We start from the raw sequence: 22,003 nt of genomic DNA, 5'->3' as shown, positions 1-22,003 counted from the left end.
CAAATTTCGTCTACATTCGCTTTTACAGTTCATTCATTGATTAAGTAATTAGAATGGTATCCTTTTGCCTCACCTGACCAAATGGGACAATCTAATTTAAGATCTGCGTGCCAATGGATCTGGTAAGGTTTGGCAAAAAACAATTGGATAAAAAATCTTAAAAACGAAGAAATGTTTTCTAAAGCACTCATCGTTGCAATTGGTTTAGTTCGTTTGACAAGAAGTGAACATTTTCCTTCATTAAAATATAGAACCTCTCTTTTTGGTATCGTATAACCAGAAGTAGGTTCTTTTTCCCAGTCCAAAACTTCAACTCGTTCCACTGTCGCTTCTAAAACCAAATGACCAGTGTTGTCGATGACAGCCACTCGCCTAAAAAAACTACCAGGAAAATTTGGTGTTCCAACAAACCCACCTGTAAAAATTCGATATCCATCCTTAGTGATGGATCTTACAAGTTCCCATTTTTTTGAAAATTGATACACAGGTTCATTTGTTAAAATATGTTCCAAACCACCAATACCTTTGATCTCTTCCGTAACTTCTTTGTATCGAATGGTGCCTGTTACTTGCGAGTAGGAAAATGGAATGTCTGCTTGGACAAATTTACCATCATCTTTTAAAGGATATTTACCTTGAGATATGGGCACTGAACCACGTCTGGGTTTGTAGTCTAATTTGATTTCCCAATCCCCGTAGTTCATATAGAAGGAATAAATACCGTTTTTGTATTCCATCCAATTCTCCCCACTCCTTTGGTAGAACTGACCTTTTTTAAAATCATATTCATCGGAATCAAATTCACGAGTGGAATAAAAAACGGGTTGGTCTTTGGGTTTTAAAAGTAGAGATATACCGTTGTTATGTGATCCGGGACCAAAATTACTAACTAGAAAGGTTGCAAAAAGATTGTATTTTTCATTTCGAAAGGTAAAGTTCCAAGCTTGCAGGTAACCTTCATCAGGGAAATGTTGTGTTTTAAAATCTTGGGCTAGTAAGTTTTCCACCGGCAGCACTGCCACCAACAGACAAAAACAAACGAGTCGAAGGAATTGCCGAAACACCGGCAAATCCTGACGGGTACTCGAAAAGAATCAAGATTTTTCTTAGGGATTCCCTTTAAATGGAAATGGTGCTTGGTAGAGTTAGTGCAAACAAATCTCCCAGACAAACGAGCGAAAAGACAGGATGTTCTGTATTGCCAATTTGTTTTAACCTTTCTCTTTCTTCTGCAATTCCATCGATATGGATCCAGGTTTCGATTTGTTCCTCTGGCAAAATTCGACAAGCCACTTGGTATTCAAAAGGACCCAGTCTAGAAAAAAAAATTTGTACTGATTCCGGTGCGGAATCGGCCAGTGAACGACGAAACGCAAACTGTTTGGATTTCGTTTCTCCCCGCATTTCATAATAATGATTCAGAATTCTTAAGATATGTAAGAATTCTTCTTTTTTTGTCACAAGCTCTCGCCAGAGGACTTCGGTTTCTTTCATACTTTTCGGGGTGGAAGAATTTTGACTTTGGTTCTTAAAAAAGGATTCTCACTTGAAAAATACTTTCCCCTATCCAAGATGAACGAAACAGGCATGGTCACAGAGATATTAGAAATATTCTGGAAAGAGAAACTCCGGTTTGCCCAATACTGTTTTGATGAATTGGCTTCGTTTGATGCCAAGGCCTTTGTCGATAAAAGAAATAGCGGGAAATCGGCAGAATGGACTCTCCATCAGATGATTTCTTACGATCGCAATTTTAGTTTTTTCCTTCCTCTCTCATTACGAATCAGCGGGTTTTTCTTTTTTACTGTTTTTAAAGACCAAGACATTGAAAAGGATTTGGAAGCCATTCGGGACAGGTATAGACCACCGGCATTTCCATCTCATTTCTGGGAAATTCAGATCACCAAGGCAACAGATCTTAAAATAAAAGCAACCGACCCACAGGTGAAAGAACAATGTGAATCTTGGAAAGAGGTTCTCGTCCAATTGGAAACAAAACTTTCTCAGATTTCTGAACGAGATGCTTATAGAAAAAGATATACATCCCTTACGGGAATTCATACCATTTCAGGAGCGATCAATAATTCTACTGAGTTTTGTCACTACCTGTGGAATTTACATATGGTAAATCCCACATAAACGTTTTTATGCGAATCAAAAATTGAATGAGTTTAGGAGAAATCAATGGGAAAAATTAAAGTAAAAACACCGCTTGTTGAGTTAGACGGCGATGAAATGACAAGAATTATCTGGAAAGAAATTAAAGATCGTTTCATCTACCCTTATTTAGACATCACTTTGGAATACTATGACTTAGGTGTTGAATACCGCGACAAAACAGATGACCAAGTTACTGTTGATTCTGCTAACGCAATCAAAAAACACGGTGTAGGGGTTAAATGTGCAACCATCACTCCAAATGCAGACCGAGTGAAAGAATACAACCTAAAACAAGAATGGAAATCACCTAACGGAACGATTCGTGCCATCCTTGATGGTACTGTTTTCCGTAAACCAATCATCATTAAAAACATTCCGGCTGCTGTAAATTCTTGGAAAAAACCAATCGCAATTGGAAGACATGCTTACGGTGATATTTACCGTGACGTAGAAATTCTTGTAGATGGTCCAGGAAAAGTAGAACTCGTTTACACAGATGCTTCTGGAAAAGAAAAACAAAGACTACTTGTAAACGATTTTAAAGGTGCGGGAGTTGCGCTTGCAATGCATAACCTTGATGAATCTATCAAGTCATTTGCAAAGGCATGTTTCACTTACGCCTTGTCTGAAAAAATCAGCATCTGGTTTGCAACAAAAGATACTATTTCTAAAAAATACCATGCTCGTTTCCGTGATATCTTTGATCAAATGGCAAAAGAACAAGAAGCTGCAATGAAGGCTGCTGGTATTACTTATAGTTACTACCTCATTGATGATGCGGTTGCGCAAATCATGAAAAACGAAGGTGGACAACTTTGGGCGATGATGAACTACGACGGTGACGTTATGAGTGATATGGTTGCTTCTGGTTTTGGTTCCCTTGGTCTTATGACTTCTGTTCTTGTGTCTCCAGACGGAAAATACGAATACGAAGCAGCACATGGAACCGTGACTCGTCACTACCGTAAATACCAAAAAGGAGAAACCACTTCTACAAACTCTGTGGCATCTATTTTTGCTTGGACGGGAGCTCTTGCAAAACGTGGGGAACTAGATGGAACTCCAGAACTAGTAAACTTTGCAGTGAAACTGGAAGAAGCAATCATTGAAACCATCGAAGGTGGTGAAATGACAAAAGACTTACTTTCTCTTTCTACAGCAGCTACTAAAAAAGAATTGGATACTTTCCAATTTATGGAAGCTGTACAAAAACGTTTAGATGCAAAACTAAAATAAGTTTTGTAAATTGCATACCCTGTCATTTGGCAGGGTATGATGTTTTCTTTCTATTTCCTTCCCTTTTATCCACTTATCTCATAAATCAAATAATTCCTTGCAATTGTTCAAGATGGTTGTATATTCAATCTTCTTAATATAGAAGACAATATGTGAACTTTGGAAGTCAAATAGGAAAATGATCGCTGAATTTATAGAATGGTATACGAATGAATTGCCTGGTTTGAAATCTTCTGTCGAACTTTTTGATAAAGGGATTGGATATTTACAAAATCAAGGGTTTCAAATTGTACGTGTCAATATGGGGACGCGTACCCTACATCCGCAAGTGGAATCTTTGTCTTATACTTGGGTTCCTAAAGGAAAATTAGAATATTTTGATGATTCCACCACTCCTTTGTTACATTCAAGGTCAACCATCGAATCTGAAAATGGATATCTTCGTGAAGTGCGATTTCGATTGGGATCTTTGCAGTCTTCTCAATTTGCTGTAAGTCCTGTACAACATGTGATGTCTACAAAAAAACCGTATTACTTTGATTTTGCGGGAAATCATGGAAAATCAAGACCTTATCCAATCCTCGACGATTTGGCTCAGTTGGGTGCCACTGGATATTTAGCAGTCCCCATTTTACAAAAAGGGGTCAGTTATGCTTTTTTAAGTTTAGTAACAGACAAAACGAATGGTTGGTCTAACGAAGAACAAATTTTTTTAAACCAAGTTTTAAAGATACTCTCCTTACAATGGATGAACTTCATCCAAAATGAATTAACGGAATCATTGCTCAGTATTTATTTGGGAAAACGCACTGGTTCGACAGTGTATTCTGGAAAAATTTATTTAGGGGAACTTGACAAAATCAAATCAGTGATTTGGTTTTCGGACATACGCAATTATTCTGGAATGAGTGAAAAGTTATCACCGCCGGAAATCATACAGTTATTAAATGATTATTTTGGACTAGCCATCCCACTCATCGAAGCTCATGGAGGAGAAGTTTTAAAATTATTGGGAGATGGGATTTTAGCTGTATTTCCCTATACCGAATCCAATAAAACCTTTGTTGGAAAAAAAGTCCTTCTCGCTGTTCGAAAGTTAGGTGAAAGGTTATTTTTACATAATCAAACCAGAGAATTAGAAGAAAAATTACCCATTCATCATGGAGTTGGTCTGCATTCTGGGGAAATCCTTTATGGAAACATTGGCTCAACCGAGAGACTCGACTTTACTGTGATTGGAGAGGCGGTCAATTTAACGAGTCGCATTGCTGGTATGTGTGGAGAATTGGGAAAAGCAGTTTTGGCCTCCGAAAGTTTGGCAGAACAAATTCCTATTCGTTGGGAAGAACTTGGGGAACACAAATTAAAAGGTATTAGTTCCCCCAAAAAGATTTTTGCCATCTCTGAACGAACGAAGCGGAAGTGGTAAATACATATTAAAAAAATATAAAACTATAATTCATCATACAATCAATCATTTGCCGGCAATCCAAAAGTAATAAACAGTATTAAAGAAATTTTTTTCCATGCCGGTCGAAAAAGAAATTTGTATTACATGAGGAACAATGAATTCTTCCGTATTTTTTTGCAGGAATTGGTTTGTTACATGAAGGGCAAAGGACAGTTTTGTTAATAAAAGTAGAAATGCGTATATTTTGTTCCAATCGATCTAAAAAATTGTTACGAACAAAGAACTGGGCTATGATAACTCCTGTTAAAAATGCCACAACTTGACCCGCATACGTGCTTCTTGTATGATAATGAAATTCTACGATATAAAAATAGGATTGGATGAGAATCCAAATACTCAAACTGATTAAAATAGGAACGTCGCGGAAACTGGCACGTTCAAAAACCATCGTACTTTTTACGTTAGGGAAAAATACAAAATACATTCCTAAAATTCCAGAGATGACTCCAGAAGTTCCTACAATTGGAACAATGGAATTCATATGGAATAAAAAATATGTTAGGTTTGCGAGAACTCCAAAGAATAGAAAGAGAAGGAAAAAATAAAAATGACCGACAACATCTTCAATATTGTCTGCAAACATGTATAAATAAATAGCATTGGTAAACCATTCCGAAAGAGAAGAGTTAAAGAAAAAGGAAACAAATAAACTGGAACCAAATTCTTTTTTGGGTGTAAATGCATAGGAATCAATATTATCAAAGAATAATGTTACCATTGAGACTAATATAAAACCCAAGGTAAGGATTGGTTTTCTAAAATTGTGATTTGCTTTTTCAAATACAAACATTGTTAGCTGGCCTTTGACTCTGCCAATTATTTTAATAAATGACTATATTGCCAATTCCTTTCTTTTTTTAAAATAGAAAAAGGTATATGTATCGTTTTACAGTTTTAATTGCCAAGTTTCTTCGATTAAGATTTTTTTAAAATAAATGATAAAACAAGAAAGTAAACGCAAGAAGAGCTCCTTACAATCATTTATTCTGTTTTCGAAATAAGGTTGTTTCGCCTTTAGTTTTCGAAGTATACGAGGAAATAAATGTTTCGGAATTTGAAAGATATTTTGGCATTCATATCATTTGAATTTTCCAAAAGAATATGAAACCAATTTGCTGCTTCTGCTCGGTAATCCAATGCAAACTTTTGGTTTTTAAAATTCACCTTAAAATAATCAACATCGTCGCAGGGATAAATTCCGCTGACCATCTGATATTCAGTATTTAGTCCAGGAATCAAATAGTTTTGATTAGGAACATCAATACAAAAAGCAGACTCTTTTGAGTGATTTTCCACATAGTATTCAAAGTATCCTATTCTAGAGTTCCAAAGGAAAATAAGGTAAAGGAGTAGTTTTTTAAAATACAGACTAACATGAATTTAATTATAATGGAGTGCAAGAATTATTTATAGATAAATTAGTAGTTCAGATTATAGTCACTTGGTTTTTTCCTTGGTCCCGTTTGAACGTAATGTATTTTCTTTGTAATAGAACTATTCTATAAAAATGGGTTCTGTCTTGACTTTAGTATAACTTGCTATATTCTCGAAATAGTTTCAATTTTGTTGCAATTAATTGTTTTTCCTAAAATTAGTTTTCATTTTTAGAAGTGGCTCGTGGGAAAGAAGCCGCTTGATGAATTTATAGTGGTATCTGTTAGGTGTGATAAAATCTGAAAGAGTGGAGACCCGGAATGAATGAATTTAAATATATTCAAAAATTAGAAGACTTATCATTGTTTTCCTTATATCATCACAATTCCTTTGGTACTAGATATCAGAAATTCTACCCAGAAATCTTTTTGTCCGTGACTACCATTATTTCTGTTGTGATATTCTTTACTACATACCCCAAAGAAATTAACATTTTTGCGCTTCTGTATTTGTTTTTAAACCTTCTATATTATGTGTATCTTCGTTTGACTCGAAAAAGGAAGTTGATTAAATACTTTAACAAATTCTATACGGAAGGGAGGGAATTTATTGAATCGGAACTTATCATTCGATTTGAAGATTTATACATACTGACCCAAACCAAAAACGTGGAGTCAAAAATTCCCTATGAAAATCTTGTTAGATTGTCCATTGGACCAGAGGCTCTTTACATATATATTTCGAACATTCAGGCGTTGATTTTACCCAATCGGATTTTTAGTTCACCTACTGAAAGTCATGCGATCATCGACTTTTTGATTCAGAAGAATGGGGACCTAATCAAACCTCTAAATTGACAGGATTTACTCCGGCTTTGAATTTAGCCTTAGATCTCCATTAAATATTAGCTAAACGGTCGATGGCTTCCTCTTCTGATTTCAGAAAAAAAACATCTTTCCCTGAATTCATTTCATAGATAAAATCACTTAGGCTTTTGCTAGAATAGATAGAAAAATCACCTACAATTGCCAGTTTCATTCTGTAGTTGACTATTTTTTGTAATACTTCACCAGCAATTCCTGATTTTAGTTCAAAGAAGTCTGAAACAAAATGTGATTGTTTCAATACAAAACGATCACACCCCGAATCGTATTGAATGGTGGCAAAAAAGTCCAAGGCCGTGGAACCGTCTTTGATCAGCGTTTCTTCTGAATCAACAATTGCGATTTCTATATTGTTTTTATTAAATTTGCGAACGTACATTGGTTACTTTGCCGGTCCAATTGAGAAATTGTATGGATTTCTGTAGTTTCATTTAAGTTTTGATCTTTCTTTAGACAGGTTCGAGATCCGGTTTTAAAGGGAACCTTGGAATCATACGAAAGAAATACTGAAAAACCCGTCTCAATAAGTAATTGTTTTCCTCTTTTTCTCTCAAAATAGATTTGACTTTTATCATGTATATAGCTAGATTTTTATATAACCATTTAGTTATGCAAACTCTTGACGCTACATTCTCTGCTCTTGCTGACCCCACTCGTAGGGCCATTCTCATGCGCCTTGCGAAAGGGGACTTAACCGTTATGGAACTTTCCAAACCCTTTCGGATGAGCCAACCCGCCATTTCCAAACACCTTAAAGTTTTGGAAGAGGCAGGCCTTATTTCCACTACTGTCCGAGCCCAAGAAAGGCCCCGTCGGTTGGAAACAGCACCGCTCAAAACAGCAATCGATTGGATCGAAAAATACCGCCAGATGTGGGAAAAAAGGTATCAGGTGTTAGATGGACTACTTGTAGAATTACAAACAATTCAAACGAAAGGGGATAAGAAAAAATGAAATCAGAGAAAAATGAAGTAAAGATGGAACAGCGAAGTGAAACAGAAGTTGTGTTTACAAGGTACTTCTCTGCACCAAGGGAGTTGGTTTTTGATTGTCATACCAAACCGGAGTTAATGAAAAAATGGCTCATCGGTCCCGAAGGTATGGTTCTTGATACTTGTAAACAAGATCTGAAAGTAGGTGGCAAATACTTGTATCTCTATGCAGATAAAGACGGAAACAAATCAGGAGTATACGGAACATTTCGAGAGGTTGTGATTCCTGAGAAATTGGCCAATACAGAAAATTACATTTTTGATATGTCGACTTTTGATCAAAATGCTCCCGAAGATCCCAATGCTACTTTCGAATCTCGCACATTTACAAGCGAAGGGAATCGGACACTGATGACTCATCTCTGTCGTTATGCGTCGCCAGAGGTTTGTAAGATGATGGTGGAATCAGGCGCGGCTGATGGTATGGCCGAATGTTATTTGGAGTTAGATAAGTTACTCGGAAAGATTGGGTAGGAACCAGAGTTTAGTTACCGAAAAACAAGGTGTTTGCCGGACCTTGTTTCGTTCTTCATTAAAAAATATTTCAATCATTCGAAAACGATTATTTTCTAAAAGTAAATGAAATAACTAAAAAGCAAAATAAGTTTATAAATTAAAATGATAATTTATGTAACAATTCTAATGGTAGTTTTTTACTATATTGGTATTTTTCTTTTCAAGAAACGTCGCTATGTTTCCTCAATTAATCTTGTTTTTATGGAAATATACAGATGAATTTGCAGATATTGAAATCATCGAAAGGTTGGAAAATAATTTCAAAATAGAAATTAGTAACGAAGAAGCTAAAAACCTGAATTCCTTTGACGACATTGTCAAACTTGTCACAAAAAAAATAAACCACTCCTAACAGAGAATTTACATATCGCTCCATCACTGTAATCAATTACTTTAAAGGGTTTTCCATATTTAAAAATAATTCCGACATGTTTGTATTTAGATTTTTTTTCTAATTTAAATGCAGTTGTTTGCTATAAGTTTGATTCATGAAAAATAATATCATCCTCTTCTAACGTTGAGGTATCAATGATTTTCGCAAATATTGGATTTGTTGATATAAGTAAGAGTAAAAGTAGAACTTTATATTTTATGTAATCCATTTTAGGTTTTGGTCAAAATCGTCTTACTTATAGCGGGAAGCTATTGAGACGAAAGTGGCTCCCCCACCTACCAACTTATCTCTTTTTTATCCCTAAAGAATTTTCCTGTAGGTCCACCATCAGGTAATGTGGCAGCCCAAACAATGGTTTCGGCACCTTTTTCCACAGGCCTTGTAGCACTAGCCCCACCCATATCCGTTTTTACCCAACCAGGACATACCGAATTGATTTTAATATTTTTGCCAACTGCTTCCGCACTTGCTACATTGGTGAGGGCATTGATGGCTGTTTTAGAGATACGGTAGGCTGGATACCCACCGCCCATATCAGAAAGTTGTCCCATTCCTGAACTAACATTGACAATACGACCGAAATCGTTTTGAATCATCATTGGTAAAAAAGTTTGGATCAATCGAAGGGGACCGTATAAATTCACAAGAAGGGTTCTATGAAGATCTTCACTTGTAGTATCAAAGAAAGAACCAGGATCGGCAAAGATCCCTGCATTGTTCACAAGGATATCGAGTTTACCGAAACTACCTGTGATGGTATCTAGAGCCGCACTGATACTGTGTTCCTTGGAAACATCCAGTGAGAGGATTTCTCCTTTTCCGACAGCTTTCACTGCCGCTAAAGTATCTTCGGCCTCTCCCGGATTTCTGGCACCAATTAGAACATAGATTCCTTGTTTTGCCAGATCAATGGAGACTTGTTTCCCAATCCCTCGGTTGGCCCCTGTGACCAGTGCAATTCGTTCCTTGGATGCTTTCATAGAAATCAAATCTCCCTTTTTGTAGATTTATTAGCCTACAGTTATCTATAGACTGTTTTTACTTGGACTTAGATAGTTCTATGAGCCATTTTTCAGTTTGTGCCTCAATAAATGCTTTGTCAGTGATCACCCACTTCGACATAAGTACATGCATTCCATTTTCCACGGCTACCTTTCGGTTGAGTGGATTTGGAGTTTTATCTAATCCAAAGTTGGTATATCCTTCTAACATTTTTGGAACACTCGCTGTTGGATCTTGTTCTTTTTCATTTTTATAGTAATACAAGAGTAAGGCGGGTGAAGTTACCTTACGAAATACCGTAGGAACTGCAGCATAGTTTTTTAAATCATTCACACCCACAAGGGCCGAAAAGTATTGTTCTGGATACCAAAAGTTATTTCGTTCTGGTAGTACCTTTGGATTGTTATTGTGAGATGATGATCTAACTTTTCCTTTCAGTAAATGAATGAAGGTAAGTCCACCAGGGTAATTTAGAATATTCAAACTTCCATCTACAGGTGCATAGAATGGATTTGCTAAAACAAGACCATCTACTTCTTCGGGATATTCAGAAGCAAGCCAAGTCGCAAGTAGGCCTCCCATCGAACTTCCAAACACAACAACACGATCTCCTTGTGATTGCATCATATATAAAGCTTCACGTGATGCATCTAAATAGTTGTTAAAATTTTGATCTCTTTGATCTTCTTTGTTGGTTCCATGACCTGGCAGACGTAGTAGGTAAGTATTGGCTTTAAATTTTTTAGCCAATTTTTCCATCACTTCTTCGCCTTCTGCTCGTGAAGCGCCAAAGCCATGAATGTATAAAAATGCCAGTGGAGTTTTTTTACCAAAACTGATGTAACGTTCTTCGTTTCCTGGTCTATGGTTTTTGCGTTTGCTTTCGGCTAACTTCTCTTGGAAGTAAACTTCAAAGTTCGCATAACTTAAGTTTGCCTTGGGTTCATACTTGGGACGCCCCGCACAGGAAACTAAAACAAAGGAAACGGTGATTAGGAAAACAGCAGACAGCTGTCGAAGCTTGTGGAATAAAGAACACGATTTAGCCATACAAATGGAAAATATTACATTGGATTTGCTTTCTTGTAAAGAGAGAAAAACCCTTGGCATAGGAAGGGTCGTACGAAAAAAGGTAGTAAATACCCCATTCTCATAAGGAACATCCCGGAATGTATAGCCAATTCACAGAGCAACAACTTGAGATCAGAGATTTAGTTCGTAACTTCGTAAAAAAAGAAATCCCGCATGAAGTAGCCTTGCACTGGGATGAGAAAAACCAACACCCAACTGAACTCATCAATAAAATGCGTTCGGAGCTCGGAATTAACGGTCTTGTGATTCCGGAAGAATACGGTGGATGGGGACTTGGTGCGATAGAACAGTGTTTAGCTATCGAGGAACTTTCTCGTGGATGCCTTGGGATCGCATTAGGATTTGCTTACACTGGTCTTGGAATCCTTCCCATTCTAAAAGGTGCAACTCACGAACAAAAATTAAAATGGCTTCCTGAAATTGCGGACGGAAAGTTCGGAGTTTCTTTCTGTTTGTCTGAGCCTGGTGCTGGTTCTGACGTTCCTGGTATGACCACTCGCGCTGAGAAAAAAGGCGACAAATGGATCATCAATGGTGCAAAACAATGGATCACTGGTGCCTCTGATGCCCAAGCCTTTACTGTATTTGCTTATACTGATAAAAACCGCGGAACACGTGGAGTCTCTTGTTTCTATGTTCCACGTAACGCAAAAGGTCTAACTGTTGGTAAAAAAGAAGATAAACTCGGAATTAGAGCCTCTTCCACACACCAAGTTATTTTTGAAGATTGTGAAGTGAGCGAAGAACAATTAGTAGGAAAAGAAAACCTAGGTTTCGTTTACGCACTCCAAACTTTGAATGCTTCTCGTCCGTTCGTAGCGGTGATGGGAGTGGGTGTAGCGCAAGCAGCACTTGACCACGCAGCTCGTTATGCACGTGAGAGAGAACAGTTCGGTGTTAAAATCGGAACTTTCCAAGCAGTGCAACACATGTTAGCTGATATGTCTATCAAAGTAGAAACTGCAAGGGAAATCACTTATAAAGCAGCTCGTCTTTCTGATGCAAACGATCCTAACCTTCCAAAATACTCTGCGATTGCAAAAGCATACGCTTCTGAATGTGCGGTTCAGTGTGCAACTGACGCAGTTCAAATTTTTGGTGGATACGGATACACAAAAGAGTATCCTGTTGAGAAGTTAATGAGAGATTCTAAAATCCTCACGATCTTCGAAGGAACGACTCAAATCCAAAAGAACGAAATTGCAGCTTATGTAATCAAAGAAGCAGCTTCCAAAAAAGACTAAGATTTTCTAAAAGAAATTCGGTTGAAAGAGAAGCCTCCAGGAATGGGGGCTTTTTTTTGGGGTGGTACTGGTTGGATGTAAGTATCCCCGCCCTGATTGGGTGGGGTGTGACCACCCGCCACCCAATAACTTCCCTATACAACAGTCCTCAATTTCTCACCACCTTAAAATAGTATTTGCAAATTTTAATATAAGGAAGTTCATCTTTCTACATTGAAAAATCAAAATTTCGTGATTCGAATGGTCGAAACCTTCGATCCAAACTCTAAACTTTGTATGGACCATCTATGGGAAGAAATCCAAAATCGATATGGATTTCAGGCACCAAATCCAATGGATTTCCATGATTTTTTGCCGCCACGTGGAAGGTTTTTCCTCGCAGAACATCCTGCAACTGGTGAAGTGATGGGATCGGCCGCATATACTAGGTTTAACGATATGCAGTGTGAGTTGGATTCCGTTTATGTAATCCCCAAGTTTCGAAAGAATCATGTCGCCAAATCTTTGTTAAATGAGATAGAAAAACAAGCACGAATCGATTTATATTCTTCCATGATTTTACGAGCTGGTGCCCCACAACCAGAGGCATTAACTTTATATAAAAACTTTGGATTCAAAGAAATTCCCACGTTTGGGAAATGGGTAACAGATCCCACCGCTATCTGTTTTGAGAAAAAAATAATCTGATCAATTCATTCTTCGGGATACTCAGAATTTCTATTAAAAACGTTCTTTGCCAAGCTGAATTGTTTGCGTATAATTCCCTGGTGTATCCCCTCGATTGTTATCAATTTGTTTTATCGAAAAACCTAATCGGTTAAAATAAACTTTACATACGATTTATACTTCCTATGTTTTTCCCTATGTTTAAAAAAACATTTTCTTTAGCGTTTGTCTTCGTTTTCTTTATGAACTGTGCAAGTGAAAAAAAGGACACAGATTTAACTTCATTAGCTATACTTGGATTGCTAGGTAGTTCTTCTGAATATACGGGAACTTGTACAACGACCTTCGGTGCTGGAGTTCCTAATTGGATTCAGACAAGTTTTACTTGTGTGACTGTGTCTGTCAGCGGATCTAATTATGTATTTAAATTTACTTCCGTTCCTACCTACAAAAGTATCTATTGGGGTTCTTCTAGTGCCGGGTATGAATCGACTATGTATGTCAATTCGGGTCAGGCAAATGCTAAAAATCCTAATCTAATCAAATCACAAAACTATACCTTAACTGTTCCTAAAGATAACCAAAATACAACAGCAACAACTTCTAGCTTCGGAATGATTGGTGTATCTACCAACGGAATCGCCATTTACAATGACCAAGCAGCTCCTGGTGATTCCCTCTCTACCGAGTATTACACGTTTGATTCATCACAAGGTCACCCGACGAATACCGGTTCTTACCATTACCATGTAGAACCGCCGAAAATTTCCAACAACGATAGTAAATTGGTTGGTATAGCCCAAGACGGTTATTTGATTTTTGGAAAAAAACATGATTCGACTACAACGGGTTTAACCACTGGATTTACTTTAGGCGGAGCAAGTAGTAGTACAAAGTGCACTGGAGGCGGATTAGATACAGCCGTTCCAACGACTTGGGCGGGTGCAACCGATTATAATACTACCAAAACCTCAAACACTCGTTATCATTACCATGTGAATAATGGGTCTGAAGTGAATGGAATTCTCCTTTCTGGAAAACTCATTGGAACCGGCGGATCTGCAAACTAATTAGTTTTATTGATTCATACATATTAGTGAAACTAAAACAAATTCCAATTTTATTTCTCCTACTCACCTCTCTGGTTCATTGCGGAGAGGTGGTTATGGATAATGATCCAGACTTGAGTCTTGGATTGGAAAGTATCTATTACTATAAGGGCCAAAAATTTTCTGGAAAAATGAAATCAATCCATCCAAATGGAACGGTTCGGATCACTTCTTTTTTGAATGGATTAGAAGATGGGTTAACTTTGGATACCTATCCAAACGGCCAAACGAGTGCAGAGTATTTTTATCAACAAGGCAAACGTATTGGAACTCATAACGGTTGGTATGAAAACGGTAAAGCTAGATTTCAATTTTCTTATAAAAATGATTTAGCGGATGGTGACCATTGGGAATGGCACGAAGATGGAAAAGTTTATCGTTATGCAAGATTTAAAAATGGAACGAACATTGGAACAAAAGTTTGGCGAAAAGATGGAAAGATTTATTCCAATTACACATATTCTCCTGAGAGATTATATGGAGTGGTTGGATCTAAATTATGTTTTAAGTTAAAAGGTGATGAAACCAATCAAAAAACAATAATCAATCCATGATCATCTTAAATCGTTACAACTTTTTTATTTTTCTTTTCATAATCAATTTTTCCTCTTGCGGTTGGTTTCATCTTGAAGATGGACAAAAAGATTCTAATTTAACTTTCTTTGATACACCGAAAAAAGATTCACTGCCTTACTTCCGTGGTCGTGATTTAGAGGCATTTTGGGTTCCGAGAGGTGAACAACCGACTTCTGTTAGAAAGGTTGATCCTTTTACATTTCAAAACCAACTCAGCCAAAATATCGACGAATCACATTTTAAAGGTAAAATAACAATCGTATCATTTTTCTTTGCTAGGTGTCACGGACTCTGCCCAAATATTATTAGAAACTTGAAATTTGTTCAGTCCGAAATTGCGAAAACACAAAACATCCAAATCGTGTCTTACTCTGTAACTCCAGACTTGGATACTCCTCAGGAACTAAAAAAATTTTCTGAGGAAAAAGGAATTCATTCGAAGTATTGGAGTTTGTTGACAGGAGAAAGGGAAAAAATCTTTGAAATTGCTCGTAATACATTCCAGGCGGATACAAATACAGCTAACAAGAATCCAACGAAGGACTTTGTACACTCAGAACAAATTTTTTTAATAGATCCCAATTTAAACTTTCGAGGTGTCTATAATGGAAACCGTGGTGAATCCATAAAAACCATGCTAAACGACATGAAACTGTTAGTTGGAGAATTTGCGGCAAATCCATAGGAAATCGTCTGATAGATTTTCTATTTTTTTTAAAAAAAAAGGCTGACTTCGTTTTCTCACTCTGACAGAATCATACTTCTGTTTTACGGAGGTGGCTCGTTGTGAAACAAAAGAAAAATGACAATCTTATCCCTCCTTCAACAGTAAAAGGAGAAGGCAAAAAACAAGAACTTATCCTAAGGCAAATGGAAACTCTTGGGAAACTAGGTCATTGGGAAGTCGATTTTGTAAACCAAACCTTACATTGGTCTGAAGGTGTTTTTCATATTTTAGAAATGGATCCCTCATCGATGCCTGTTGATTTGGAGACCGGATATTTATTTGTTCATCCTGACGACCGCGAATTCGCAACAAAACATATGAATGAGGTTTTGGAGAAAGGGATTAGTTATGATTTAGAGTGTAGACTAGTCACAACTACGGGAAAAATCAAATTTGTTCATTCATTAGCAGAAGTGATTCGAAATGAACAAAACGACCCTAAACAAATTGTGGGAATTTTTCAGGATGTCACAGAACAAAGAGAAGCCTTTCAAACCGTAAAAGAACAAGAACAAAGATTAAGCACTATACTTCAATCCGAACCTGAATGTGTGAAAGTAGTATCACCAGATGGAATTCTCATTGAAATGAATCCTGCCGGTTTACAAATGATTGAGGCAAATTGTCCAGAAGATGCAATTGGTCAAAAAGTTGAAAAATTAGTAAACCCCTCTGATTTAAAATTTTATCAATCATTACACAAAAAAGCACTTCAAGGAATAAAGTCGAGTAATCGGTTTCGTATCATTGGGTTCAAAGGCACGGAACGATGGTTGGAAAGTACGGCAGTCCCATTGGAAAACCAAAATGGTGAGATTGTTTCTGTTCTCAGTGTTACGAGGGATATATCCGAAAAAGTCATAGCGGAAGAAAATATAATTCGAATTAAAAGAAATCAAGAAGCACTCATCAACGGTACTTCTGATTTGATATGGTCACTAGATTCAAACTTTTCTTTGGTAGCGGCGAATAAAGCTTTTTTAGAAGTGATGGGATTCCTTAATGGAACGCGCGCTAAAGAAGGAGACTCCGTACTCATTATGAACCAGGGAGAAGCCTTTTACGAAAAATGGAAGGGCTATTATGAACGAGGACTTTCTGGTGAGTCTTTTAAAACTTATGAAAGGTTTATGAGTCCAATCACCGGTCTTGAAGAACACCGAGAAGTTTTTTTTAATCCAATAAGAAATGCGGAAGACTCAATTACCGGCCTCGCTTGTTTTTCTAAAGACATCACCGATTTGATGTCAAAACGAATGGAACTTATTGCGAGTGAAAAAAGATATAGAGCTCTCGTGGAAAATGGGATCGACGTCATTGCTATCCTTAGTACTGAAGGCAAAGCAAAATATGTTTCTCCTTCCATTACAAAAGTTTTGGGTTATTCTGAATCCGATGCCATGCATATGAATTTATTCGATTTTTTACATCCTGATGATGTTTCAAAAATTACCAAACGATTGGATGAGGTTCGAACCATTCCCATAGGAAGTTCTCTACCAAGTCATAATTTTAGAATCAAACACCAAGACGGTTCCTGGCGTTGGGTGGAATCCACTGTCACTAATTTAATCGAGGATGAATCTATTGGTGGGATTGTAGATAACTTTCACGATGTGACAGAACGGGTTTTTCAGATTACGGCGATCCAAACCCAAAATGAAAAATTGAAAGCGATTGCATGGACTCAATCTCATGTGGTGAGAAACCCTTTGGCTAAGATTATGGGTATTGTTGAATTAATAAAAACGGGCACTTTGTCCAGTGAAGAAGAACGTCGGAGTTTAGATCATTTGCTTACATCGGCCAAAGAATTGGATAGCATCATACAGGATATTGTGCTCCAATCGCAAAGAGTCATTGTACCTTAAATTAATTCAGGCGAAGGCTTAATTTATCTTGTTTTTTATACGCAATTAGTTCTAATTCTGGAACCATGATTCTTTCAACATTCCTATCCGATTTATTTCTTTCCCTCGTCACGCTATCTGTAGCGTATCGTTTCGTCGGTAAATCTGCCATTCCTTCTCGTTCCGCCTTGTATGGATTTGGAATCATAGGAATCTCTGCCGGACTTGGCTCAATCCATTTCCTTGGTATCAACACGCTTGATCCTATTTATCGTTTTTTTGTAGGACTGTCAGGATGTTTGGGAGTCCCACTACTTGGGTTAGCATTTTTCCATTTCACGTTCCGTTCACTTTCAGAAAAAACTTTTTTCCTATTTATAGCTGTCGCATTTCTTCTTTACTTAACTTTTTCCTATCTCTATCCATTGGGAATTTATTCGACAGTTGTTGGCGGAATTGCCATGTTAATCATACTGATTAGTTCCATCGTACGATTTCCTAGAAAATCAAATGCAGCGATCATGGGTATAGTAGGCTCAATTTTATTTATTGTTGCGGGTCTTGTTATAGGTACAAACGGATCAACTGGTCCAATACTAAACGTTGATATCTTTCATATCTTACTTGCAATCGCCAATTACTGTATAGCTGAAGGAATCAAAAAATTAAGCTAGATTTATATAGAGGAGTTTAGAATCTCTTTTTTGAGATGTCTATAGAAAGCTCCTCTTCAGATTCCACTTTAGAAAAAATACTCAAAATACAAACGGAACTAACGGCCGCTAAACCAGATGTTCCATATCTTTTAGAACTGATCACTCATCGTGCAAAAGAAATCACTGGATCGGAGGGAGCAGTATTTGAGCTAGTGGAAGGTGATGAGTTAGTTTATCGTGCCGCTAGTGGCACGGCAGAAAGACAGATTGGATTAAGGTTACCTGTAAAGGATAGTTTTTCTGGACTTAGTCTTCAATCAAGAACTTCATTGTATTGTATAGATTCGGAAGAAGATGATCGCGTGAATCGCGAAGCTTGTCGTGTTGTGGGTCTCCGTTCAATGATAGTATTACCATTATATTTTGATTCAGAAGTTTTAGGTGTTTTAAAAGTACATAGTTCTAAAGTAGGTTTCTATACAACTAACGACACTTATATTTTGAATATGTTGTCAGGTACGATGGCCGCAGTTTTACATAACGCTTACCGTTGGGCAGAAAGAGAAAAAAGCCTACAATCGATGGCTTACCTTGCAAGTCATGATGCACTCACTGGCATTTTCAATCGGTCTGCATTTTATGATTATTTAAGAAAGGGGCTTTCTCGCATTGTCAACGATGGTTCTCTTTTAACAATTGCTCTTTTTGATTTAGATGGATTGAAAAAAATTAATGATACCTATGGACATGCTGCTGGGGATTTTTATTTAGCCCGGTTTGCAAGTAGGTTTTCCCCTCTCGTCCAAAACCAAGATGTTCTAGCAAGACTTGGTGGAGACGAGTTCGGTTTAATTCTGATATACAAAGAACCTAAAAAATCGATTCTTACACTTCTCGATCATATTCGGACAATGGTCGAAGGAGAAATTCAGTTTGAATCAACGAAACTCCAGATTAAAACAAGTATGGGATTTGCTTTTTTTCCTGAGGATGGAATCGACCCAGAAACTTTAATGGCTGTTGCGGATAGTCGCATGTATGAAAACAAACGCCTTCGAAAAAAAGAAGAAAATTTGTAACCTCTAAATTCATTCTCTGGATTTAGCGTTTGTCTAATAAAGACAAATGAATTCAAGTTCCCAACTATATTCACAATATACGCTTCCCAGCGGCACCACTTTGCCTAATCGAATCGTGAAAGCTGCAATGGAAGAAAATTTATCCAACCCTAATTTAGAACCAGACGAAGCGCTTTGGAACTTATATGAAACTTGGGCCCAAGGCGGTGTTGGAACCATGATTACAGGCAACGTAATGGTGGACCACAGAGCTATGACGGGTCCAGGGGGTGTGGTTTTGGAGGAAGGAACGTCATTGGATGGATTTCGTATGTGGTCCTCCAAAGCAAAACAGACTGGTGGAAAGATTATCATGCAAATTAATCATCCCGGTAGACAAGTATTGGCAAAGTTAGGTGGTAATGTATGGGCACCTTCTGCCGTGCCAGTGGACATCGGAAAACTATCTAAACTTTTAGGAAAACCTAGGGCTATGACAGAATCTGAAATTTTCGAAACCATTCAGAGGTTTGCAAAAACTTCGCAACTGGCCGAAGAATCAGGTTTTGATGGAGTGGAAATTCATGCAGCACATGGGTATTTGATCAGTCAATTTTTATCACCTATCGCCAACCAAAGAACGGACGAGTGGGGAGGAAGTTTAGAAAATCGATCTAGGTTTTTGATAGAAGTAATCAAATCAGTTCGAAAAATGGTGAAACCAAATTTCATTGTTGCTGTAAAATTAAACTCTGCTGATTTCCAAAAAGGTGGATTTCAGTTTCAAGATGCTAAAGAAGTTATTTCCAATATACAAACATTAGGTGTAGATTTTATTGAATTGTCTGGGGGAAATTATGAAGCTCCTGCTATGCAAGGGGAGTCTAGGGATGGATCTACTATTTCTAGAGAAGCATACTTTTTAGAGTTTGCTAGTGAAGTCGCAAAAACCGCAACGGTTCCCATCTTAGTGACAGGTGGAATTCGTAGAAAACAAATTGCAGAATCAGTGTTAGATTCAGGTGTTCCATTAGTGGGAATAGCCACTGCATTGGCACTCGAACCCAATCTTCCCAATGATTGGAAGAAAAATCAAGAATTGGAAAGTCGTTTGCCAGATCCAAATTGGAAATCTAAAACACTAAAAGGTTTAGCCAATATGGCGATGGTACGTTACCAAATCAATCGATTGTCAGAAAATAAACGTCCCAAAACTAACATTTCACCTATCGTACGCCTGGTGATGGACCAAATTCGTTTGTCTCGTTTGACTAAAAGATACCAAAAGTGGATTTGTAACCACTCTTAATAAAAAAAAATTTAATATCTGTGTGATCAGAAAATAAACTGTTTTTAACTTTAGTTTTAGATAATGTAGGACTAAAGTTAAAAATTTTCTGTTTATAATTGTTTGTTATTTTCTTTGTAGAACTTGTTACGAAATGCAATTGCGAATTTAACAAGTAAAATAAGGGCTGGAACTTCAATCAGAGGGCCAATCACTCCAACAAAAGCAGCACCACTTTGGATTCCAAAAACACCAATAGCGACAGCAATTGCCAATTCAAAGTTATTCCCTGTTGCAGTAAAACTTACCGCTGCATTTTTTGAATAATCTACTCCTAACTGGTATCCGATCCAAAGGCTTAGAAAAAACATAATCCCAAAATACAAAAGCAGGGGGATCGCCACTCGAATCACATCATCACTTAGTTCAAAAATCATTTCACCTTTTAAACTAAACATAACAACAATTGTAAATAATAGTGCGAAAAGTGTTAAAGGTGAAACTTTTGGTAGGAACTTTGTTTCATAGAATTCTTTTTTTCCAAACTTTTCAAATCCATATCTAGATAAAAATCCGAATAAAAATGGTATTCCTAAATAAATTCCCACAGTTTCAGCGATATCTGAAATTTGAATAGAGACCTCCGATCCTGCCAAACCAAAGTAAGGCGGAAAAATAGTTATGAACAAATAAGCATAAAAACTATAGAAGAAAACTTGGAAGATACTATTCAAAGCAACTAATGCAGCAGCATATTCACGGTCACCCTCTGCTAAGTCATTCCAAACAATCACCATTGCAATACAACGTGCAAGACCAATGAGAATCAACCCGGTTCTGTATTCTGGTTCATTTCCTAGAAAGACTAATGCCAAAAAAAACATAAGTAAGGGACCAATGATCCAGTTGAGTAAAAGTGAAAGTGTTAATAATTTTCCATCCTGAAACACTTTTCCCATCTCTTTATATTTTACTTTCGCCAGAGGAGGATACATCATAAGGATGAGTCCTATGGCCAATGGGATATTGGTAGTTCCAATAGAAAGAGTGGAAAATCCGGAAACAACGGAAGGTAAAAATTTTCCGATAAGTAACCCAACTACCATTGCTCCAAAGATCCAAAGAGTAAGAAATCTGTCTAAAAATGATAAAACTTTCACCTAACAACATCCTGCTGGTTCATTCGTTTCGTTTTTTTCTTTAGGAGAACAACAACTAGAACTTGATTTTTCTAATTTCGGAAAGCTAATAACGTCTTTGGGAAGACCGCAACTTGCTGATGCTTTGCATTCCGTTTGCCCATCTTTTAATTGGATGAGAAGTGCTTTCTCCATTGGAATCATTTCCGTTACAAAGTATTGACGCATTGCTGATGTATCGTTTCCAAATTCAACTCGTAAAATTGCATTGGAAGGGATCTCCATTACATTTGTTACTTTTTTAACTATAGAATTCACTTTCGAGAGTGTCATCGATTCCGTATCTTTTTCAGTTTTTGGCTCTAAAATTTGCAAAATAATCTCTGTCCAAGAATCAGAATTCCCACCACAATCTACTGATTGAATTTTTGCCAATTTGAACTCTGTAATATGGTAATTGGGGAATATGGTTTGATTCTTTTCGTATTCAAAGTTTAAATGAAGTTCAGGATATAAGTCCAAATTTAAGTTAAAATCTTTCCAAGTGAGTGTATTCATTTTTATTCTCT

At 37.1% G+C, this 22,003-nt stretch carries 25 protein-coding genes; 16 read left to right on the top strand and 9 right to left on the bottom strand.

Features of this window, described 5'->3' with window-relative positions:
- Window positions 1–29: 29 nt before the first annotated feature.
- Together EHQ31_RS11130 and EHQ31_RS11125 are read right to left on the bottom strand one after the other, a co-directional pair.
- Window positions 30–1,007, bottom strand: a complete 978-nt coding sequence (locus tag EHQ31_RS11130) for a hypothetical protein (RefSeq protein ID WP_244247355.1) — start codon at window positions 1,005–1,007, stop codon at window positions 30–32.
- 112 nt (window positions 1,008–1,119) lie between these two features.
- On the bottom strand, window positions 1,120–1,494 hold the full coding sequence (locus tag EHQ31_RS11125) for an LIC_13246 family protein (protein ID WP_135573723.1): 375 nt from the start codon (window positions 1,492–1,494) through the stop codon (window positions 1,120–1,122).
- 78 nt (window positions 1,495–1,572) lie between these two features.
- On the opposite strand from EHQ31_RS11125, the gene EHQ31_RS11120 reads away from it, so the two are divergent.
- From EHQ31_RS11120 to EHQ31_RS11110, 3 genes are all read left to right on the top strand, one after another.
- Entirely contained in the window at window positions 1,573–2,139 is a 567-nt protein-coding gene (locus EHQ31_RS11120; protein WP_208652777.1) for a hypothetical protein, read from the top strand.
- Window positions 2,140–2,184: 45 nt separating this feature from the next.
- Complete coding sequence (locus tag EHQ31_RS11115) at window positions 2,185–3,396, top strand: NADP-dependent isocitrate dehydrogenase (protein WP_135573727.1); 1,212 nt, start codon at window positions 2,185–2,187, stop codon at window positions 3,394–3,396.
- A gap of 178 nt (window positions 3,397–3,574) precedes the next feature.
- A complete protein-coding gene (locus EHQ31_RS11110) occupies window positions 3,575–4,825 on the top strand; it encodes an adenylate/guanylate cyclase domain-containing protein (RefSeq protein WP_135573729.1) in 1,251 nt (416 codons plus the stop codon).
- Between the two features lie 79 nt (window positions 4,826–4,904).
- Here the strand turns inward: EHQ31_RS11110 and EHQ31_RS11105 are convergent, their stop codons facing one another.
- Complete coding sequence (locus EHQ31_RS11105; protein WP_135573731.1) at window positions 4,905–5,657, bottom strand: rhomboid family intramembrane serine protease; 753 nt, start codon at window positions 5,655–5,657, stop codon at window positions 4,905–4,907.
- Between the two features lie 224 nt (window positions 5,658–5,881).
- Complete coding sequence (locus EHQ31_RS11100; protein ID WP_135573733.1) at window positions 5,882–6,163, bottom strand: hypothetical protein; 282 nt, start codon at window positions 6,161–6,163, stop codon at window positions 5,882–5,884.
- 398 nt (window positions 6,164–6,561) lie between these two features.
- On the opposite strand from EHQ31_RS11100, the gene EHQ31_RS11095 reads away from it, so the two are divergent.
- A complete protein-coding gene (locus EHQ31_RS11095; protein ID WP_135573735.1) occupies window positions 6,562–7,098 on the top strand; it encodes a YcxB family protein in 537 nt (178 codons plus the stop codon).
- Window positions 7,099–7,138: 40 nt separating this feature from the next.
- Here EHQ31_RS11095 and EHQ31_RS11090 read toward each other — a convergent pair whose 3' ends face one another.
- Window positions 7,139–7,504 carry a DUF4180 domain-containing protein gene (locus EHQ31_RS11090; RefSeq protein ID WP_135573737.1) on the bottom strand — a complete coding sequence of 122 codons (366 nt, stop codon included), beginning with the start codon at window positions 7,502–7,504 and terminating at the stop codon, window positions 7,139–7,141.
- Window positions 7,505–7,734: 230 nt separating this feature from the next.
- On the opposite strand from EHQ31_RS11090, the gene EHQ31_RS11085 reads away from it, so the two are divergent.
- The 3 genes from EHQ31_RS11085 (at window position 7,735) to EHQ31_RS18820 (ending at window position 8,985) form a co-directional block, all read left to right on the top strand.
- Entirely contained in the window at window positions 7,735–8,079 is a 345-nt protein-coding gene (locus EHQ31_RS11085) for an ArsR/SmtB family transcription factor (RefSeq protein WP_135573739.1), read from the top strand.
- A complete protein-coding gene (locus EHQ31_RS11080) occupies window positions 8,076–8,591 on the top strand; it encodes an SRPBCC family protein (protein ID WP_135573741.1) in 516 nt (171 codons plus the stop codon). The genes EHQ31_RS11085 and EHQ31_RS11080 overlap by 4 nt, the downstream gene beginning before the upstream one ends.
- Before the next feature lie 217 nt (window positions 8,592–8,808).
- Window positions 8,809–8,985, top strand: a complete 177-nt coding sequence (locus EHQ31_RS18820) for a hypothetical protein (protein ID WP_167481657.1) — start codon at window positions 8,809–8,811, stop codon at window positions 8,983–8,985.
- A 317-nt stretch (window positions 8,986–9,302) separates the two neighbouring features.
- Here the strand turns inward: EHQ31_RS18820 and EHQ31_RS11075 are convergent, their stop codons facing one another.
- A complete protein-coding gene (locus tag EHQ31_RS11075; protein ID WP_135573743.1) occupies window positions 9,303–10,007 on the bottom strand; it encodes an SDR family NAD(P)-dependent oxidoreductase in 705 nt (234 codons plus the stop codon).
- 58 nt (window positions 10,008–10,065) lie between these two features.
- Window positions 10,066–11,139: an alpha/beta hydrolase gene (locus tag EHQ31_RS11070; RefSeq protein WP_135573745.1), complete on the bottom strand. Its 1,074-nt coding sequence runs from the start codon at window positions 11,137–11,139 to the stop codon at window positions 10,066–10,068.
- A gap of 59 nt (window positions 11,140–11,198) precedes the next feature.
- Here EHQ31_RS11070 and EHQ31_RS11065 point away from each other — a divergent pair, with 59 nt between their 5' ends.
- The 9 genes from EHQ31_RS11065 (at window position 11,199) to EHQ31_RS11025 (ending at window position 20,316) form a co-directional block, all read left to right on the top strand.
- Complete coding sequence (locus EHQ31_RS11065) at window positions 11,199–12,365, top strand: acyl-CoA dehydrogenase family protein (RefSeq protein WP_135573747.1); 1,167 nt, start codon at window positions 11,199–11,201, stop codon at window positions 12,363–12,365.
- Between the two features lie 213 nt (window positions 12,366–12,578).
- Window positions 12,579–13,052 (top strand): GNAT family N-acetyltransferase, encoded by a 474-nt coding sequence (locus EHQ31_RS11060; protein WP_244247353.1) that lies wholly within the window; start codon window positions 12,579–12,581, stop codon window positions 13,050–13,052.
- Between the two features lie 221 nt (window positions 13,053–13,273).
- On the top strand, window positions 13,274–14,101 hold the full coding sequence (locus EHQ31_RS11055; protein ID WP_244247352.1) for a YHYH protein: 828 nt from the start codon (window positions 13,274–13,276) through the stop codon (window positions 14,099–14,101).
- Window positions 14,102–14,196: 95 nt separating this feature from the next.
- A complete protein-coding gene (locus tag EHQ31_RS11050; RefSeq protein WP_135573753.1) occupies window positions 14,197–14,694 on the top strand; it encodes a toxin-antitoxin system YwqK family antitoxin in 498 nt (165 codons plus the stop codon).
- Window positions 14,691–15,401, top strand: a complete 711-nt coding sequence (locus EHQ31_RS11045; RefSeq protein WP_135573755.1) for an SCO family protein — start codon at window positions 14,691–14,693, stop codon at window positions 15,399–15,401. The genes EHQ31_RS11050 and EHQ31_RS11045 overlap by 4 nt, the downstream gene beginning before the upstream one ends.
- 101 nt (window positions 15,402–15,502) lie before the next feature.
- On the top strand, window positions 15,503–17,314 hold the full coding sequence (locus EHQ31_RS11040; RefSeq protein ID WP_135573757.1) for a PAS domain S-box protein: 1,812 nt from the start codon (window positions 15,503–15,505) through the stop codon (window positions 17,312–17,314).
- A 65-nt stretch (window positions 17,315–17,379) separates the two neighbouring features.
- The gene (locus tag EHQ31_RS11035; protein WP_135573759.1) at window positions 17,380–17,967 is read left to right on the top strand and encodes a DUF6962 family protein; all 588 of its coding nucleotides are present in this window, start codon (window positions 17,380–17,382) and stop codon (window positions 17,965–17,967) included.
- A gap of 35 nt (window positions 17,968–18,002) precedes the next feature.
- Window positions 18,003–19,028 carry a sensor domain-containing diguanylate cyclase gene (locus EHQ31_RS11030; protein ID WP_244247351.1) on the top strand — a complete coding sequence of 342 codons (1,026 nt, stop codon included), beginning with the start codon at window positions 18,003–18,005 and terminating at the stop codon, window positions 19,026–19,028.
- A 46-nt stretch (window positions 19,029–19,074) separates the two neighbouring features.
- Complete coding sequence (locus EHQ31_RS11025) at window positions 19,075–20,316, top strand: NADH:flavin oxidoreductase/NADH oxidase family protein (RefSeq protein ID WP_135573761.1); 1,242 nt, start codon at window positions 19,075–19,077, stop codon at window positions 20,314–20,316.
- 92 nt (window positions 20,317–20,408) lie between these two features.
- Here the strand turns inward: EHQ31_RS11025 and arsB are convergent, their stop codons facing one another.
- Complete coding sequence (gene arsB, locus EHQ31_RS11020; RefSeq protein ID WP_135573763.1) at window positions 20,409–21,455, bottom strand: ACR3 family arsenite efflux transporter; 1,047 nt, start codon at window positions 21,453–21,455, stop codon at window positions 20,409–20,411.
- On the bottom strand, window positions 21,456–21,992 hold the full coding sequence (locus EHQ31_RS11015) for a DUF6428 family protein (protein ID WP_135573765.1): 537 nt from the start codon (window positions 21,990–21,992) through the stop codon (window positions 21,456–21,458). It abuts the gene before it with no gap.
- Between the last annotated feature and the right edge of the window lie 11 nt (window positions 21,993–22,003).

It is taken from the genome of Leptospira montravelensis (assembly GCF_004770045.1).
GTDB lineage: Bacteria > Spirochaetota > Leptospiria > Leptospirales > Leptospiraceae > Leptospira_A > Leptospira_A montravelensis.
Note: the sequence above shows the minus strand (reverse complement) of the source record. Positions and strands in the feature narration are given on the sequence as shown.